Origin of the sequence: Sphingomonas lacunae, from assembly GCF_012979535.1 — a bacterium.
Classification (GTDB): domain Bacteria; phylum Pseudomonadota; class Alphaproteobacteria; order Sphingomonadales; family Sphingomonadaceae; genus Sphingopyxis; species Sphingopyxis lacunae.
The window spans coordinates 2,109,128-2,124,584 of the sequence record NZ_CP053015.1; the positions used below are offsets into that span (position 1 = coordinate 2,109,128).

Genomic DNA, 15,457 nt, shown 5'->3' on the forward strand with positions numbered 1-15,457 from the left:
GCGGCTATAGGCGGGATCAGGCCCGTGGCAACATCGCTCAGTCCTTCTTTGGCAGGATGCCGCGTCTGGGTTGCCGGCCATGCCGGCATGCTTGGACAGGCATTGCTGCGCGCCCTGGAGCAGTCAGGAGCCACCGCCCTGACGGCTTCGCGCGCTCAGCTGGACCTTCGCGACCGTGACGCTGTGGCGGCCTGGCTTGGCCAGGAGCGCCCGGACATGGCGGTGATCGCGGCGGCGCGGGTTGGCGGCGTGGCGGCCTATGAGGCTGCTCCGCTTGATTATCTCGCCGATAATGCGCTGATTGCGCTGTCGGTCACCGCTGCCGCTGCTGCGGTGCGCCTGCCGAGATTATGCTTTGTCGCTTCGGCTGCCGCCTATCCGGAGCATGCGGCTCAGCCGTTGCAGGAATCGGCCTTGATGAGCGGCCCGCTCGATGCGGCCCACCGGACCTATGGCTTGGCAAAGCTGTTGGGTATTGAGGCGGTTGCATCGGCGAGACGGCAACATGGCCTGGACTGGTTTTCCGTGTTGCCGACCAATCTCTATGGACGAGGTGGCAAGGATGATGCGCAGAACGGGCATGTTCTGGCGACCCTTGTCCGGCGTGCGCTGGCGGCCAAGGCGGATGGCGATGCCGAGATGCTGGTATGGGGAACAGGTGCGGCACGGCGGGATTTCCTGCATGTCGATGACTGCGCACGAGCCATAGTCTTGCTGCTTGGCGCGTCGCATGGGCATGATGTAGTGAATATCGGCAGCGGCGCGGATGTCAGCATTGCTGACCTTGCAGCGATAATCTCTTCGGCCGCAGATTATGAGGGCGAACTGCGGTTCGACCCGTCAAAACCCGAAGGTGCAGCACGTCGGATGATGGATATTGGTAGGTTGCGCGCCCTGGGCTGGTGGCCGACGATTAGCCTTCGCCGCGGCATTGCTGCGATGGTCGAGGGTGCCAGAGTTGCTAAAAATGTCAATGGAGATATGGGGGCCAAATGACAAATGCCGGCAATTGCCCAATCGTACTAAGTTTGTCGTGGTCACACGGCCAAAGCCGTGTTGGGAGTCGTCAAGCGGACAGATCAGCCACCGTTTTTCATGTCAATATTGAGGGCTCAAGCCATGCAGCTTAAACACAAACGCGTTTTGGTGACCGGGGCTGATGGCTTTATTGGTTCCCATCTGACCGAGCATCTCGTCCATCTTGGCGCGGACGTTCGGGCATTCGTTTATTATAATTCCAACAATAGCTGGGGTTGGCTGGATGACAGCGACGAGCATGTCCGCAAGTCAATCAAGGTAGTGGCAGGGGACATCCGTGATCCATTCGGAGTCAAGGAAGCAATGCGGGATTGCGACGTCGTTCTGCACCTCGCCGCGCTGATTGCCATCCCTTATTCTTATCACTCGCCAGCCACTTACGTTGAAACCAACGTCAATGGCACGCTCAACGTAGTCCAAGCGGCGCGCGATCTCGGCATCGAAAAGGTTGTTCATACTTCGACCAGCGAAGTTTATGGAACGGCCCGTTTCGTCCCGATCACCGAGGAGCACCCCTTGCAGGGACAGTCGCCCTATTCGGCGACGAAAATTGGGGCTGACCAAATCGCACAATCCTATTTTCTGTCGTTTGATACACCTGTCGCCACCATTCGGCCGTTCAATACATATGGCCCGCGGCAATCCGCGAGGGCTGTCATCCCGACCATAATCTCGCAAATCGCCGCGGGCGCTAAAGAAGTTCGCCTTGGCGCGACGCATCCGACCCGCGACTTTAATTTTGTGCGGGATACCGTGCGCGGTTTCGTCGCTATTGCCGAGTCCGAGAAGACGGTTGGCGAAGTGATCAACGTCAGCAGCAACTACGAGATTTCGATTGGTGAGACCGCCGAGCTGATCGCGGAAAGGATGGGCCGCGACGTCAGCTTCGTCGCTGATGACAATCGCCTTCGTCCGTCGAACAGCGAAGTCGAGCGTCTGTGGGGCGCGAACGACAAAGCCCGTAGACTGACCGGCTGGGTACCCCAATATGCGGATCGCGAAGGGTTCGCCAGGGGACTGTCCGAGACAATTGATTGGTTTAGTGATCCGAGCAACCTGCGCCGCTATAAGACTGGCATATACAATATCTAAGTGACGAGACAGGCCGGATGGAGGGTCATTGATGAAGATTGCCGCCGACATTCTTGAAACAGTGGGTGCGATCGTTGGACCTGCCAACGGCGTGGTGCCGCTGCATGAGCCGGAATTTCGCGGCAATGAGCGGGCCTATGTGTTGGACTGCGTTGATACGGGTTGGGTCTCCTCGGTCGGTGCCTATGTCGATCGGATAGAGAGGGACTTGGCAGAGGTTGCGGGCGTTGGGCACGCCGTTGCGACGTCCAATGGCACCTCGGCGTTGCACATCTGTTTCGTTGTGGCTGGTGTGGAGCGGGGAGACGAGGTTCTCATGCCGTCGCTCACTTTCATTGCTACGGCAAATGCCGCAGTCTATGCAGGTGGAATCCCGCATTTCGTTGACGTTGAGACGACCTCGCTCGGTATTGATCCAGTTAAGCTGGAACAGCATTTGGAAGCGGTCGCACGGATTGAGGACGGGCGATGTGTCAACCGGTTGACGGGTGCGACGATCCGGGCGCATCTGCGTGATGCACGTGTTTGGCCACCCGTGTCAGTTGGATGAACTTTCGGCGGTAGCCCAGCGATGGAAGCTTGCGCTGGTAGAGGACGCGGCCGAATCGCTGGGTTCCCGTTACAAGGGAAAGCACACGGGCCAACACGGTCTCGTTTCCGCACTCAGCTTCAATGGCAACAAGGTCGTCACGACTGGCGGAGGTGGCGCGATATTGACCAATGATCCGGAATTGGCCCGCCGCGCCAAACATCTGACGACGACCGCCCGGGTGCTTGACCGCTGGAACTTTATCCACGACGAGGTCGGTTATAATTACCGGATGCCCAACATCAATGCGGCCCTAGGTTGTGCACAGATTGAGAGACTGGACGATTTCGTCAGTCGCAAACGTCGGCTTGCCGATAAGTACCGAATTGGTTTTGCTCAGGTCTCGGGGGTCAGGTTTCTAAGCGAGCCTGACGGCACGGCTAGCAACTATTGGCTGAACGCCATTGTGCTGGAGAACGGCAGCAGCGAAGATATGGTCGCGGTTTTGGCCTGTTTGAATGACGCTGGCTACAGTGCACGGCCAATCTGGACGCTGATGAACCGGTTGCCGATGTTCGTCTCCAACCCTAGGGCCGATCTATCGGTTTCTGAACGGATGGCAGATTCCGTCATTAACTTGCCGAGTAGTCCCGGTCTCGCGGATGCCTGAACAATGACGATATTGGCCATCATTCCTGCCAGAGGCGGATCCAAGGGGATACCGCGGAAAAATGTCCGGATGATGTGCGGCAAGCCATTGATTGCCTGGACTATCGAAGCGGCCTTGGGATCGGCGGCAATCGATACGGTGATGGTCACGACTGACGATCCGGAAATCGCGCTCGTTGCCGCAGCCTGGGGCGCTGAAGTACCGTTCATGCGACCGGCTGAACTGGCGACTGATGATGCGCCGGGCATGGCACCCATCATCCATGCCATCGACAACATGCCGTCGCATGACCAGATCATGGTGCTTCAGCCCACATCACCGTTGCGCCGCACACGACATATTGATGCCTTGGTGGCCTATGCACAAACCCACGGCAGTTCGTCGGTGGTTTCAGTCTGCGAACCGGATCACAGTCCCTTTTGGTGTTATACCCGGCAGCCGGACGACAGACTGGTCCGTCTGTTAGACCGGGATATTGTCCGCCGACAAGACCAGCCGCCTGTCGTGACTCTCAACGGCGCCATCTACTTGGCCGATAGCGAGCAGTGCCGGGCTGACCGCTCGCTGCTGAACGAGTCAACGCTCGGCTTCGTGATGCGGCCTGATGAATCCATCGATATCGATAGCCCGATGCACTGGATGCTTGCCGAACTGCTGCTGGAGCAGCAAAATACTGCCATAGCCGGGCGTTCGTCGCTGGATGAAGCTTTATAATGTCGGGCAAGCGGGATCTTTTCATCGTCGGAACGGGAGGGCATGCTAGAGAAGTGGCCGAGATGGCGCTTGCCCTAAACCTCCATCCGGTACTGATCGCGCGCAGCAGCGGTGACGCTGAAAACGTGCAAGGTTGGGATGTCGTAATTGAATCTAAATGGAGGGCCGACAACGCCAACGTGGCGATCGGCATTGGTGAGCCCGCTGTCCGGCAGTCCGTCTGTAGTCGGCTGGTAGGTGTCGTACGTTTTCCTTCGCTTGTTCACCCAGACGCGAGTATCGGCCCGTCGCTCAGGACTAAGGTGCAAGAGGCGATAGGGCTACAGGTCATGGCAGGGGCAAGACTGACCACCAATATCGATCTTGGCCGATTTGTAATCATCAATCAGAACGCTACGCTCGCGCATGATTGTATTGTTGGCAATTTTGTGACCATCGCGCCTGGAGCTAACATCTCAGGGTCGGTCAAAATCGGTGATGAAGTCTGGGTCGGTACCGGCGCGGCTATCAATCAGGGCTCCGCTACTCAACATCTAAAGATCGGCAGTCGATCTACCATAGGGTCCGGTGCCGTCGTCGTCCGTGACTGTGAGCCAGATGGCGTTTATGTAGGCTTGCCTGCCAAGAGGATAAAATGACAACTCTCATCATCGCGGAAGCTGGCGTTAATCATGACGGCGATCTCGATAAGGCACGCGCTTTGATCCGCGTGGCCTCAGATGCCGGAGCGGATCTAGTTAAGTTCCAGACCTTTTCTGCCAAGCGGTTAGTTTCTGCAAGTGCGCCAAAGGCAGAGTATCAGATCGAAGCCACCGGAACAGCGGAATCCCAGTTTGACATGCTCCGGCGTCTGGAATTAACCCGGGAGGACCATGAGTCACTAATTGCGACTTGCAAAGAATGTGGGATCGGCTTCTTCTCGACCGGGTTTGACGCGGGCAGCATCGACTTGTTGGTCGAATTGGGAGTTGACCGCCTCAAGGTGCCGTCCGGGGAAGTAACTAACCTGCCATACTTGCGGCACGTGGCAGCGCAGCGACTTCCAGTGATCCTGTCGAGCGGCATGGCTGACCTAGGTGATATTGAAGCAGCGATATCCGTGTTGGAGGCTGGCGGAGTGCCTCGGTCTGCGATCGTCCTGCTTCACTGCAATACCGAATATCCAACACCTATGGACGACGTCAATCTGAAGGCCATGGTGAACATGCGGACGAGTTTCGGCGTGGAAACGGGCTATTCCGATCATACTCTCGGAATTGAGGTTGCCATAGCCGCGGTTGCCTTGGGTGCTACGGTGATCGAAAAGCATTTCACACTGGATCGATCATTGCCTGGCCCTGATCATCAGGCGAGTTTGTTGCCGTCGGAATTGAAGGCGATGGTAAGCGCGATACGCAATGTCGAACGGGCGATGGCAGGCGACGGAATCAAGCGTGCCAGTGCCAGCGAAGCGAAAAACCGGCTGGTCGCCCGGAGATCACTGGTCGCGCGCACGGCCATTAAAGCAGGCGATCGATTCTCAGAGGATAATCTGTCTGCCAAGCGTCCCGGTGACGGAATTTCGCCAATGCGCTGGGATGACATCATCGGTCTAGAAGCCAAGCGGGACTTCGATGTTGACGAGCAGATCACCTTATGAAGCGCAAAATTTGCATCCTAACATCAACGCGGGCCGAATATGGCCTACTCAAGCATTTGATGGCGGAGATACGGTCTAACCGTTCACTTGAATTGCAGACGATTGTCACCGGATCTCACATGTCGCCTGAATTCGGATACACATTTCAGGAAATCGAGACGGACGGCTTTGCGATTGATGCACGGGTCGAAATCCTGCTGAGTTCGGATTCGGTGCAGGGTGTAGCCAAGGCCATGGGTTTGGCCATGATCAGCCTGTCAGATGCGCTGGAACGACTTACGCCCGACATTCTTGTCATATTGGGCGACAGGTTCGAGATATTGTCGGCGGCTGCGGTGGCGCTTGTCTACAACATTCCAATCGCGCACCTGCATGGAGGTGAAACAACCGAAGGGGCAATTGACGAGGCGATCCGCCATGCGGTCACAAAGATGGCCTCATTGCATTTTGTTGCTGCACAACCCTATTTCCAGCGCGTGGTGCAAATGGGCGAACTGCCCGAGCGCGTTTTCAACTTCGGCGGTCTGGGAGTTGATGCCATCGGCAAGGTCGATTTGATTAATCGGCAACAACTCGAAGCCGAGTTAGATTTCCGGTTTGGCGAACACAGCCTCTTAATCACATTCCATCCGGAAACCCAAACCGCCCAATCCCCAGAATTGCAAACCAGAGCGTTGCTTGATGCCTTGTCCCTGTTGCCGGAAAAGATCGGCATCTTGTTCACCATGCCCAATGCCGACGCTGGAGGCCGACAAATCTCGGCGATGATCAAATCATATGCCGATGGCCGAACCCATGTGGCCACCTTCGAGTCTCTGGGCCAGCGGCGTTACCTTTCTTGTCTTGCGCAAGTTTCCGCTGTCGTCGGAAATTCATCAAGCGGTTTGACGGAAGTGCCGTCATTCGGTATTCCCACAGTTAACATTGGTCAACGGCAAGACGGTCGACTTCGCGCGGAGAGCGTGATTGATTGCCCAGCCACCAGTGACGCGATAGCGAGAGCTCTCGGTCAGGCTTTAAGTCCTGAATTTCGGCGTGTAGCCCAACATGCAATTAACCCTTATGGGTCTGGCGGCGCGTCACATGCAATCGCGTCAACGTTGGCAGAAATCGATCTGGACGGGATAATAAAGAAGCGATTCTTTGACCTGCCCAACTCGGTCTGAGATAATTCCGGCTTGATCATGGGGGCGACCAGCAATGCATTCTGAAAATTGGCGATCCGCTCTCGTCCCCGTGGCGACCAGTATCGGCGACGCTATCAAGAATCTCAACGACTCTGGGCTTCAGATCGCGTTGATTGTGGACGCTGAAGAACGTTTGATCGGCACGGTTACTGACGGCGATGTACGGCGCGGACTGCTCCGCGGTCTAACCTTGAATGACAGTGTTGACTCGATCGTTCATGCCGACCCACTTGTCGTCCCGCACGGTTTGCGGCCAGAGCTAGTCGCAGATCTGATGCGGATAAATCGGGTGGGGCAGCTTCCGTGCATCGACGAATCGCGGCGAGTGACCGGACTTTACCTGTGGGATCAGCTTGCCAAGCCAGTTGATACTCTCGACAACATCTTCGTTATCATGGCAGGCGGCAAGGGCGTCAGGCTTCGACCCTATACGGAAAATTGTCCAAAGCCGTTGCTGATGGTAGGCGACAAGCCGATCCTGCAGCACATCATTGAGCGCGCCGCCCTTGAGGGTTTCCGTCATTTTGTCATAGCCATTCACTACCTTGGTGAAATGATTGTTGACCATTTTGGCGACGGCAGCGCGCTGGGGGTTAACATCACCTATTTGCGCGAGGATCGTCCATTGGGTACTGGTGGCGCTCTCAGCCTTATGCAGATCACGCCTCAGGCACCCCTCATCGTCACCAATGGTGATGTGCTAACAAGCATTCGCTATACCGAAATTCTCGAGTTTCATGAGCGGCATCGAGCCAAGGCAACGATGGCCGTTCGCACGCATGAACTGCAAAATCCTTTCGGCGTGGTGCACACGGATGGGGTCGAGATCTCCCGGTTTGAAGAAAAACCAACGATTCGCAGCCAGATCAATGCCGGGATCTATGTAATTGATCCGGCCGCGCTGCTTTTTTTGGAACCAAATCAGCATTGTGACATGCCCAGCTTGTTCGAGCGCGTGATACAAAGTAGTGCGCGGGCAGTTGCTTTTCCAATGCATGAAACATGGTTAGATGTAGGTCGACACGATGATTTAGAAACGGCTCGCCGAATGGCAAAATAAAGACATAAATGTACCATCTAGTACGGTTCCGGGTTCGGCCATATGAAAATTGCACCTTCACCATCGTTCGATCTGACGCCCTTCGAGCTGCCTGCGGGGCAGCGACCCGTATTTTACGGGCTTCCACCAGAAGTCCGCTTCTGTGTTCGCTGCAACATGTCCAACCAGCAGCCCATGTCGACGAACGAGTATCGCCATACGGGCAACTCGCGGAAAACGACGATGCAGTTCGACGCCGACGGGGTATGCGATGCATGCCGGTTCAACGACCTCAAGCGTGACGGCGAAATCGATTGGGACGAACGCGAACGCGAGTTACTTGATCTATGCGATCAGCACAGAAAGAATGACGGTAGTTATGACTGCATTGTTGGCGGCAGCGGTGGCAAGGATAGCGCAATGCAGTCGCACTTGCTCAAATACAAATATGGCATGCATCCGTTGACAGTAACCTGGTCGCCCCACCTCTATACCGATATTGGCTGGAAAAATTTCCAGAACTGGCTGCATGTTGGCGGGTTCGACAATTTTCTCTACACGCCGAATGGGAAAATACATCGGCTCCTGACGAGAGAAGCCACGATCAACCTGTTGCATCCGTTCCAGCCCTTTATTCTCGGCCAGAAGACGTTTGTCGCGAAAATGGCAGCAAAACTGAATATTCCGCTGATTTTCTATGGCGAAATGCCCGGAGAATATGGCGAGAAGGTCTCCCACAAGGAATCCGGCTACTCTGACCGGGTTGAGGGTACTGAAGGTGAAGGCTTCTCGTTGGACTATCAGGGCGAAACCGACCTGCGTGACATGCTGCTGGGTGGAAGACCGATAGGCGAGTATCTCGATCAAGGTGTTCAGCTTGCCGATCTCATGAGTTATGTGCCCATCACGCCGCAGGAGTTGTCCCAAAAACATATCTTTTGGAAATATCTGGGCTACTACGTGAAATGGGTGCCTCAGGAGGCGTACTACTACGCTGTCGAAAATACAGGATTTGAAGCCAATCCATTGCGGACTGAAGGTACATATTCGAAGTACAACAGCCTGGATGACAAGGTGGATGGCTTCTTCTACTATACACGCTGGATAAAGTTCGGTGTTGGCCGGGCAATGATGGATTCTGCGCAGGAAGTGCGCAACCAGCACATTACCCGCGAAGAGGGTATCGCGTTGATCGATCGCTATGAAGGTGAGTATCCAGCGCGCTATGAATCAGAATTCTTGGATTATGTTGGCATGACCCGCGACGAGTTTTTTGCCTTGTGCGACAGATTCCGTTCTCCGCATCTCTGGATGGTGGAGGACGGGGCTTGGAGGTTGCGGCATCGTCCAGGTCTAAATGAGCCTATCGTCCGTGAGGGGTAACTGTCGCCTTATCGCCCGGCTTGATGTGAAGGGTGCCAATCTAATCAAGGGGATACATTTTGAGGGCATCCGTGTCATTGGGTGCCCTGAAGAGCATGCTCGGCGATATTATGAGGCGGGCGCTGACGAACTGATTTACATGGACACTGTCGCAAGCCTTTATGGCCGCAACAATCTTATGGATGTCGTCGCATCGACCGTGGAACATGTCTTTGTTCCGCTTTGCGTCGGGGGCGGTCTTCGATCAGAGAGCGATGTCCAGCAGGTGTTGCGGGCGGGCGCTGACAAGGTTGCAATCAATTCTGCAGCAACTCAAAATCCTGAACTAATTACGGCAATTGCAAATCGGTTTGGTGCCCAGTGCATGGTTCTGAATATAGAAGCGAAGAAAGTCGGCGGTGACCGGTGGGAAGCCTTTTGCGACAATGGACGAGAGCCAACCGGTCGCGATGTCGTTAGCTGGGCTGAGCAAGGCGTCGCGCTTGGGGCTGGTGAAATCTTGTTGACGAGTATTGACCGTGACGGAACAGGTAAAGGGCTGGACCTCAGGCTGATTAGGGCGATTTCCGATCGCGTTAATGTGCCCGTCATTGCCAGCGGGGGTGTCGGATCTTGCCAAGATATCGTTGAAGGCTTTGAAGCCGGCTGTGAGGCTATTGCAATTGGCTATGGCCTGCATTTCAAGAAGTTCACTTTCCAAGATGCACGGGATGCAGCGCTGGGTGCCAGCATGCCGGTTCGGCATTTTGCCCACAAGGTCGAATATGTCTGACGTCAGCATTATAGACTATGGCGCTAGCAACATGCTCAGTCTGTACCGGTCGGTAGCGAAAGCTGGCGGTAAACCCGTGGTCTTGTCAGATCCATCCAAACTCAGTAACGCTGAAAGGGTTATAATTCCTGGGGTGGGCGCCTTTAAGACGTGCAGCGATGCCTTCACGTCAATGGGTTGGAAGTACGCATTGGCGGACTATCTGACATGCGAAAGACCGTTGCTCGGCGTATGCGTTGGCATGCAGTTAATGTTTGATTTTAGCCTTGAATTTGGTCGGCACCCTGGCCTAGGACTGTTTAGTGGACATGTGGAGAGAATTCCGAACTTTAGTGAAAGCCGGGGTCGTCGCGTTCCTCATGTGGGCTGGAGCACGCTGCACAAGCCGGCCAATCGTACTGACTGGGCTGGTACGCTTCTTCAGGACACCGTTGTTGGCCAAGATTCTGTCTACTTCGTTCATTCATTTGCCTGTCAACCGTCGGACCCAGCCTGTAAATTGGCTGTTGTCGATTATCATGGGTTTGAGATTTGTGCGGCCGTTGAGAGCGACAACATTACTGCTTTCCAGTTTCATCCCGAGAAGAGCGGGGAAGTTGGCTTGCGGATGTTGTCGCGTTTCCTTGGGTAAGGTGGCAGTTGGACTGCCGGCTTGGGTGGCGTTCCGAGGGTCACACTGCAACACTGTACGAGTAGTTCAATGTCGCTGAGTGGCGGGCTGAGATCCGCAGTGGGGGGCAGCGCGATCCTGTGGTCTTTCTACGGCTTCCGGATGCGTCGCATGGCAGCGCGATACATGCGCGGGCGGCAGTTTAGCAGGAACGGTTCGTCGGTGACGGTCGTGCTGTCTCCTTGGGCCTCATCGGCCGTGCCATGGTATTCGCTAGCTGTTGGCTTGTTGCTTGCAGGTCGAGGATGCAATGTGCAATTCGTCATCGACGACAGTGAGTTTGGCACGGAAACCCGACACTTCCGCACGATTTTGTCCGTTATCAAATGGACATGCAAAGTGCTTGGCCAGGAGTTTCGCGTCGATGTCATCGGCGATTATAAAACAGGTCATGTAGCCGATCCCGGGCTGCCAGGCCGACTGGCAGATTTGAACGCGACTTGGCAACTTCGCGGTGAAATGGTCACTGAAGGTCGCAGCGAACTGATCGCGTGGACCCAACAGCAGATCTCGGGCGCCTACGGTCGCATCTCAAGCTATCTCGACGCGCACGAGCCGGATGTCTTGTTTGTTCCCGGAGGCGTGTTCGGCACGTCTGGCATCTGGTTCAGCGAAGCACAGCGCCGCAGTATCCGATTTGCGAGTTACGACGCCGGTACGGCCGGCGTCATGATTGTTGCCGGTAACGGCATTGCTTGCCATCTGGCAGATATTCCCGGCGCTTATGCGGCGATTTGCAAGGAGGTGGACGCGGAGCCTGCCATGAAAGCCCGCATATTGGAAATAGCGCGGTCAGAGATTGCCCGCCGTCAGGCTGGAACTGACATGTTCCAGTATCAGATTGCCGACGGAACGGTCACGGTCAGCGGACGATCTAGCATTGTTCTTGCACTGAATTCTTCGTGGGACGCTGCCGCGTTGGGGCCACATCAGGTTTTTCCGGATAGCAAGGCGTGGATCCGCCATACCGTCGAGACAGTATTGCGCGACACATCATTGGACGTCATCATCAGACAACACCCAGCAGAGCGGTTCTCCTTTGGGCGAACCAGCGATGATTATCATGGGTTTATTCACCATCATTTCGGCGTTGAACCGCGCATACACTTCATTGCGGCGGCAGATCCTGTAAACTCATACGAATTGATGGCTGATGCAGCCGCGATTGTTACGCACACGTCGACAATTGGAATTGAAGCGGTGATTGCAGGATGCCCTGTTATCACTGGGTCCCGTTCATATTATTCCAACATGGGGTTTGTGACGGCAGCCGACACAATTGAAGCCTATGACCGTGCAATCGCCGCAGCCGCAGCAGGCATGCTGTTGGTCGAGGCGTCTCAACGCGAGGCTGCGCTCATTGCTTATTATTCCTCGCAATGCTGCAACTGGGTAAAGACCGAGTTCAACCCTGCGGAATTCCGGAAGTGGTGGGGGCGACACTTGGCAGATATCGGGGCGGATCCCGTTGTTGATGATGTGCTACGTTGCTTTGCAGAGGGCGTGCCCTATTCCGTGATCCAACATCACGGACAAATGCAGCACCTGCAATGAAAGGCATGAATGCAGTCCGCGGACTGGTGAATGCATCCTTTGAGAGGCTTGTCTCGCTTGCAGGCAGCGGCTCTGGCATGTTCCTGATCATCACCCTAGCCAGTAACGGCATTTTTATCCTGCGAAGCTATGCCGCTCTGGCCTTCATGGATTATCGGCAATTAGGGTTGATGGCTATCGTCCAGACACTTGTGCTGCTGATTGGCACACTGCAATTTGGGTTGTTGAACGGCGGTTACCGTGTTTTGTGCTCGGCCGACAAGGAAACTACCCAGCGCCTCAATAATCTCGCATATACGCTGATCGGCCTGCTCACGCTGGCCGTGTTCATGTTTTCGCCACTGTTAGTCGGAGACTCTTTGCCGGGCAGCTATGGTTGGATTATCGCGATGGGCGTCACTGCTGGATCGCTCACCTTGTTGCGCACTTGGATCAACAATCAGCTGATTGCAACCCATCGGCTCACTCAAGTCAATCAACTGACCATCTGGTCGGGTCTGGCATCGTTGCTGCCACTGTTGATGGTCAGGGATTATCCCCTAGAATCGTCACTGCTTTCGTTCGTTCTGCAACCAGCCCTGTTTGTCATCGTGGCCCTCATATGGTTTGATGATCTTCGTCCTAAGTCTTTTTCTCTCGATTTGTCGCTGTTCAAACAGGTCATGAAAACTGGAATTTTGATTTTTCTGTCGGGTGTGTTGTTACAGGTAAATGTACAAATTGAGCGTTTCTATGTAGTTAGATTTATTGGCGTTGAGGCGCTGGGTCATTTGTATATTTCGATCTTGTTTGTCAGCCTATTTACTATTATTCCCAACGCCTTGCAGTCAATTTTCGTTCCCAGGATTGTGCGACAGTATGAGTCAGGAGAAGGTATCGGCGTCAACGCTTCGATGGCTTCGATTTTGTTATATTCGATAATTTACTGTCTGGCCGGAGCCGTCGGGCTTTACGCCTTTGGAGATCTTGTTGTCTCGCTGCTTTCGCCCAAATATGCGGCTGACCTATATTACGTCAAGCTGCTGTACCCTGGCATTGCCCTGTTCACGGTGGCCTCTTCATTGGCCATTGTATGCAATATTACCCTGAGGTATTGGCCTTATATAGCCGCCTTCGGCTTGGGTTCATTGGCCACTGGGTTGGCGTTTGGCTATGCGGTGGCGGCCCCGCTTACATTGGATCTTGCGCAAGTGACGATGGTGAAAACGTCTGCCTATCTGTTGACCGGTGCCGGGCTTTGGATCGGGTATCTGCATATTGCCGGACAAATGCCGCAACTCAGGTTGCGTTTGGTGCGACCCAAACCGGGAAGGCGCGGCGAATGATTCTGTTTAGAGTACGGGAATTTGCATCGGTCTGCTTTTATCGTTTGCTGAGCCCCTTTTTTGGCGGTTTCGGACGTCGTGTGCGTATCGTTTCACCCCTTCGTCTAGTCGGTGCCAAATTCATGGTATTTAGCGACGACGTGACGCTGGCTTCCGGCGCCTATGTAGCTGCGCTCACCGATTTGGTCCTCCAGCCTAGGCTTGAGATCGGACGAGGCACCAAGATTGGCGACCACAGCCATATCATTTGCGCGCATTCGGTCACTTTCGGAGAGCGCGTTTTGGCTGCGAACCGTGTTTTCGTGACCGATAATGGCCACCGATATGCCGACGTGGATGTAGCCATCATGGATCAACGCCTTGAGGCCTTGGCAGCGGTCCACATTGGCGATCATAGCTGGATTGGTGAAAATGTCTGTATTCTAGGTGCTTCGATTGGACGTCATTGCGTCATTGCTTCCAACAGCGTGGTGAACCGCGACGTTCCAGATTATTGTGTAGCTGCCGGTGCTCCAGCGAAGATTGTGCGGCGATACAGTCCGGAGCACGGCCAGTGGTTACCAACGGACGGCCAAGGCAAATTTGCGAGTGATGCAGATGTTTGACGGCATCATCAGGTGGTCTCCGGGTCAAGCTACTCTCCTGCGCAGGCTCATCCTATTCGTCAGCTTTTTGCTTAGCGGCGGTAATCCGTTGTTTCCGCGTATCCCAATAGCTGCAATAATGTTGGTTCTGATCTTCCTCTTACAAGGCTTTCGCATGGGACTCAGGCGGGAGATGTTCGGAATTGGCATTGTCATTTTGGCGATGGGCATCATCGCAATTATCGGCTCGCAACAACTCATTACAGACGCGTTTATTATCCGGATGACAAATTTCGTGCTTGGTGCGCTCCTGTTGGGCGTGTATCTTGAACTTCCTAGGAAGCGTTTTGTTGACGATGTTTATCCAATTCTAAAGATAATGACGGTTCAGGCCATGCTGACAGTGGTCTTGGGAACATTTTTCCCTGGATTTTTTGCTACTGCTACTTACATTGATCTCGACTATAAGACAATAGGATGGATTTTTACCTATCATAACGCAACTGGTGCTTATGATGCCGTTGTTCGAGCTAATGGAATATTCTTTGAGCCTGGAGTGTTTCAGTTATATTTAAATCTTTTCCTGTTTATGGCAACATTTGTAAGACATGACAAAGTCGGGATTTTAATGGGTCTGATTGGGGTATTATGCACTCAATCAACTATAGGCGTCGTGATTGCGATGATCATGATGATAATTTACTATATGAAATACTTGAAAGAGCTATCATTTCCTACCAAGCTATTGATTACTGCCTTGGCGCCATTCGCTTTGATTCCCATGCTATTCGTCGTGTTGTCGAATGTTAACAACAAGCTTTCAGGCGAGCTTCAGGGTTCTTCTTGGGCTCGGCAATATGATCTCAATACAGGCCTGGCGGTAGCTGCCAATTATCCCCTGTTCGGCATAGGCTTCGAGTATGAGCGCTACTACAAGGAAGCGCAGCAGTTTGGTTACAAAGAAACACAACTTGATTCAAACAGCATCGCTACGCGTGCGAATTCCAATGGGCTGTTGAACACCCTATTCAGTGTTGGCGTTCCACTGGCTTTGATTTTTTTCTATGGCCTGTTTAATCAAATGTTTTTCCAGCAACGTTTGCTTGTAGCTATTCTAATGTTTATGTCGCTAACCACTCAGCACTTGATATTTTTGCCCTTCTTGTTAATGTTCGTTTACAGTGGCTTGTTGCTTCGCCCCATTTCCGTCTCCAATGCCCACTGGCAAGCGCTGCGGTCGGGCAGATTAGAATCGGTCTGA

16 protein-coding genes are annotated in these 15,457 nt (G+C 54.1%); all 16 read left to right on the forward strand.

What is annotated here, in order from left to right; genetic code table 11:
* The first annotated feature begins 24 nt into the window (after positions 1–24).
* The 16 genes from GV829_RS10155 (at position 25) to GV829_RS10225 (ending at position 15,457) form a co-directional block, all read left to right on the forward strand.
* A complete protein-coding gene (locus GV829_RS10155; RefSeq protein ID WP_212612120.1) occupies positions 25–996 on the forward strand; it encodes an NAD-dependent epimerase/dehydratase family protein in 972 nt (323 codons plus the stop codon).
* 123 nt (positions 997–1,119) lie between these two features.
* Entirely contained in the window at positions 1,120–2,130 is a 1,011-nt protein-coding gene (locus GV829_RS10160) for an NAD-dependent 4,6-dehydratase LegB (RefSeq protein WP_169946343.1), read from the forward strand.
* A gap of 31 nt (positions 2,131–2,161) precedes the next feature.
* On the forward strand, positions 2,162–2,680 hold the full coding sequence (locus GV829_RS14410; RefSeq protein WP_281356123.1) for a DegT/DnrJ/EryC1/StrS family aminotransferase: 519 nt from the start codon (positions 2,162–2,164) through the stop codon (positions 2,678–2,680).
* Positions 2,673–3,329, forward strand: coding sequence for a DegT/DnrJ/EryC1/StrS family aminotransferase (locus GV829_RS14415; RefSeq protein WP_281356124.1), 657 nt, complete (start codon positions 2,673–2,675; stop codon positions 3,327–3,329). The genes GV829_RS14410 and GV829_RS14415 overlap by 8 nt, the downstream gene beginning before the upstream one ends.
* Positions 3,330–3,332: 3 nt before the next feature.
* On the forward strand, positions 3,333–4,043 hold the full coding sequence (locus tag GV829_RS10170; RefSeq protein ID WP_169946345.1) for an acylneuraminate cytidylyltransferase family protein: 711 nt from the start codon (positions 3,333–3,335) through the stop codon (positions 4,041–4,043).
* On the forward strand, positions 4,043–4,681 hold the full coding sequence (locus tag GV829_RS10175) for a NeuD/PglB/VioB family sugar acetyltransferase (protein ID WP_169946348.1): 639 nt from the start codon (positions 4,043–4,045) through the stop codon (positions 4,679–4,681). Before GV829_RS10170 ends, GV829_RS10175 begins: the two co-directional genes overlap by 1 nt.
* Complete coding sequence (gene neuB / locus GV829_RS10180; protein ID WP_169946350.1) at positions 4,678–5,682, forward strand: N-acetylneuraminate synthase; 1,005 nt, start codon at positions 4,678–4,680, stop codon at positions 5,680–5,682. The genes GV829_RS10175 and neuB overlap by 4 nt, the downstream gene beginning before the upstream one ends.
* Entirely contained in the window at positions 5,679–6,848 is a 1,170-nt protein-coding gene (neuC, locus tag GV829_RS10185; protein ID WP_169946352.1) for a UDP-N-acetylglucosamine 2-epimerase, read from the forward strand. Before neuB ends, neuC begins: the two co-directional genes overlap by 4 nt.
* Before the next feature lie 70 nt (positions 6,849–6,918).
* Positions 6,919–7,929 carry a nucleotidyltransferase family protein gene (locus GV829_RS10190; protein ID WP_212612122.1) on the forward strand — a complete coding sequence of 337 codons (1,011 nt, stop codon included), beginning with the start codon at positions 6,919–6,921 and terminating at the stop codon, positions 7,927–7,929.
* Between the two features lie 42 nt (positions 7,930–7,971).
* Positions 7,972–9,291: an N-acetyl sugar amidotransferase gene (locus tag GV829_RS10195; protein ID WP_169946356.1), complete on the forward strand. Its 1,320-nt coding sequence runs from the start codon at positions 7,972–7,974 to the stop codon at positions 9,289–9,291.
* The gene (hisF, locus tag GV829_RS10200; protein ID WP_169946358.1) at positions 9,266–10,063 is read left to right on the forward strand and encodes an imidazole glycerol phosphate synthase subunit HisF; all 798 of its coding nucleotides are present in this window, start codon (positions 9,266–9,268) and stop codon (positions 10,061–10,063) included. The genes GV829_RS10195 and hisF overlap by 26 nt, the downstream gene beginning before the upstream one ends.
* The gene (gene hisH, locus GV829_RS10205) at positions 10,056–10,694 is read left to right on the forward strand and encodes an imidazole glycerol phosphate synthase subunit HisH (protein WP_169946360.1); all 639 of its coding nucleotides are present in this window, start codon (positions 10,056–10,058) and stop codon (positions 10,692–10,694) included. Before hisF ends, hisH begins: the two co-directional genes overlap by 8 nt.
* Positions 10,695–10,985: 291 nt before the next feature.
* Positions 10,986–12,287 (forward strand): capsular polysaccharide export protein, LipB/KpsS family, encoded by a 1,302-nt coding sequence (locus GV829_RS10210; RefSeq protein WP_169946362.1) that lies wholly within the window; start codon positions 10,986–10,988, stop codon positions 12,285–12,287.
* The gene (locus GV829_RS10215; protein ID WP_169946364.1) at positions 12,284–13,612 is read left to right on the forward strand and encodes a lipopolysaccharide biosynthesis protein; all 1,329 of its coding nucleotides are present in this window, start codon (positions 12,284–12,286) and stop codon (positions 13,610–13,612) included. Before GV829_RS10210 ends, GV829_RS10215 begins: the two co-directional genes overlap by 4 nt.
* Positions 13,609–14,217 carry an acyltransferase gene (locus GV829_RS10220; RefSeq protein WP_169946366.1) on the forward strand — a complete coding sequence of 203 codons (609 nt, stop codon included), beginning with the start codon at positions 13,609–13,611 and terminating at the stop codon, positions 14,215–14,217. Before GV829_RS10215 ends, GV829_RS10220 begins: the two co-directional genes overlap by 4 nt.
* Positions 14,210–15,457, forward strand: coding sequence for an O-antigen ligase family protein (locus GV829_RS10225; RefSeq protein ID WP_169946368.1), 1,248 nt, complete (start codon positions 14,210–14,212; stop codon positions 15,455–15,457). Before GV829_RS10220 ends, GV829_RS10225 begins: the two co-directional genes overlap by 8 nt.

Excerpts from the sequence above, each read along its gene's own strand:
- GV829_RS10215 (WP_169946364.1), top strand. The coding sequence starts at position 12,284 with ATGAAAGGCATGAATGCAGTCCGCGGACTGGTGAATGCATCCTTTGAG.
- neuC (WP_169946352.1), top strand. The coding sequence starts at position 5,679 with ATGAAGCGCAAAATTTGCATCCTAACATCAACGCGGGCCGAATATGGC.
- GV829_RS10170 (WP_169946345.1), top strand. The coding sequence starts at position 3,333 with ATGACGATATTGGCCATCATTCCTGCCAGAGGCGGATCCAAGGGGATA.
- hisH (WP_169946360.1), top strand. The coding sequence starts at position 10,056 with ATGTCTGACGTCAGCATTATAGACTATGGCGCTAGCAACATGCTCAGT.
- neuB (WP_169946350.1), top strand. The coding sequence starts at position 4,678 with ATGACAACTCTCATCATCGCGGAAGCTGGCGTTAATCATGACGGCGAT.
- GV829_RS14410 (WP_281356123.1), top strand. The coding sequence starts at position 2,162 with ATGAAGATTGCCGCCGACATTCTTGAAACAGTGGGTGCGATCGTTGGA.
- GV829_RS10220 (WP_169946366.1), top strand. The coding sequence starts at position 13,609 with ATGATTCTGTTTAGAGTACGGGAATTTGCATCGGTCTGCTTTTATCGT.
- GV829_RS10195 (WP_169946356.1), top strand. The coding sequence starts at position 7,972 with ATGAAAATTGCACCTTCACCATCGTTCGATCTGACGCCCTTCGAGCTG.
- hisF (WP_169946358.1), top strand. The coding sequence starts at position 9,266 with ATGAGCCTATCGTCCGTGAGGGGTAACTGTCGCCTTATCGCCCGGCTT.
- GV829_RS10225 (WP_169946368.1), top strand. The coding sequence starts at position 14,210 with ATGTTTGACGGCATCATCAGGTGGTCTCCGGGTCAAGCTACTCTCCTG.
- GV829_RS10160 (WP_169946343.1), top strand. The coding sequence starts at position 1,120 with ATGCAGCTTAAACACAAACGCGTTTTGGTGACCGGGGCTGATGGCTTT.
- GV829_RS10175 (WP_169946348.1), top strand. The coding sequence starts at position 4,043 with ATGTCGGGCAAGCGGGATCTTTTCATCGTCGGAACGGGAGGGCATGCT.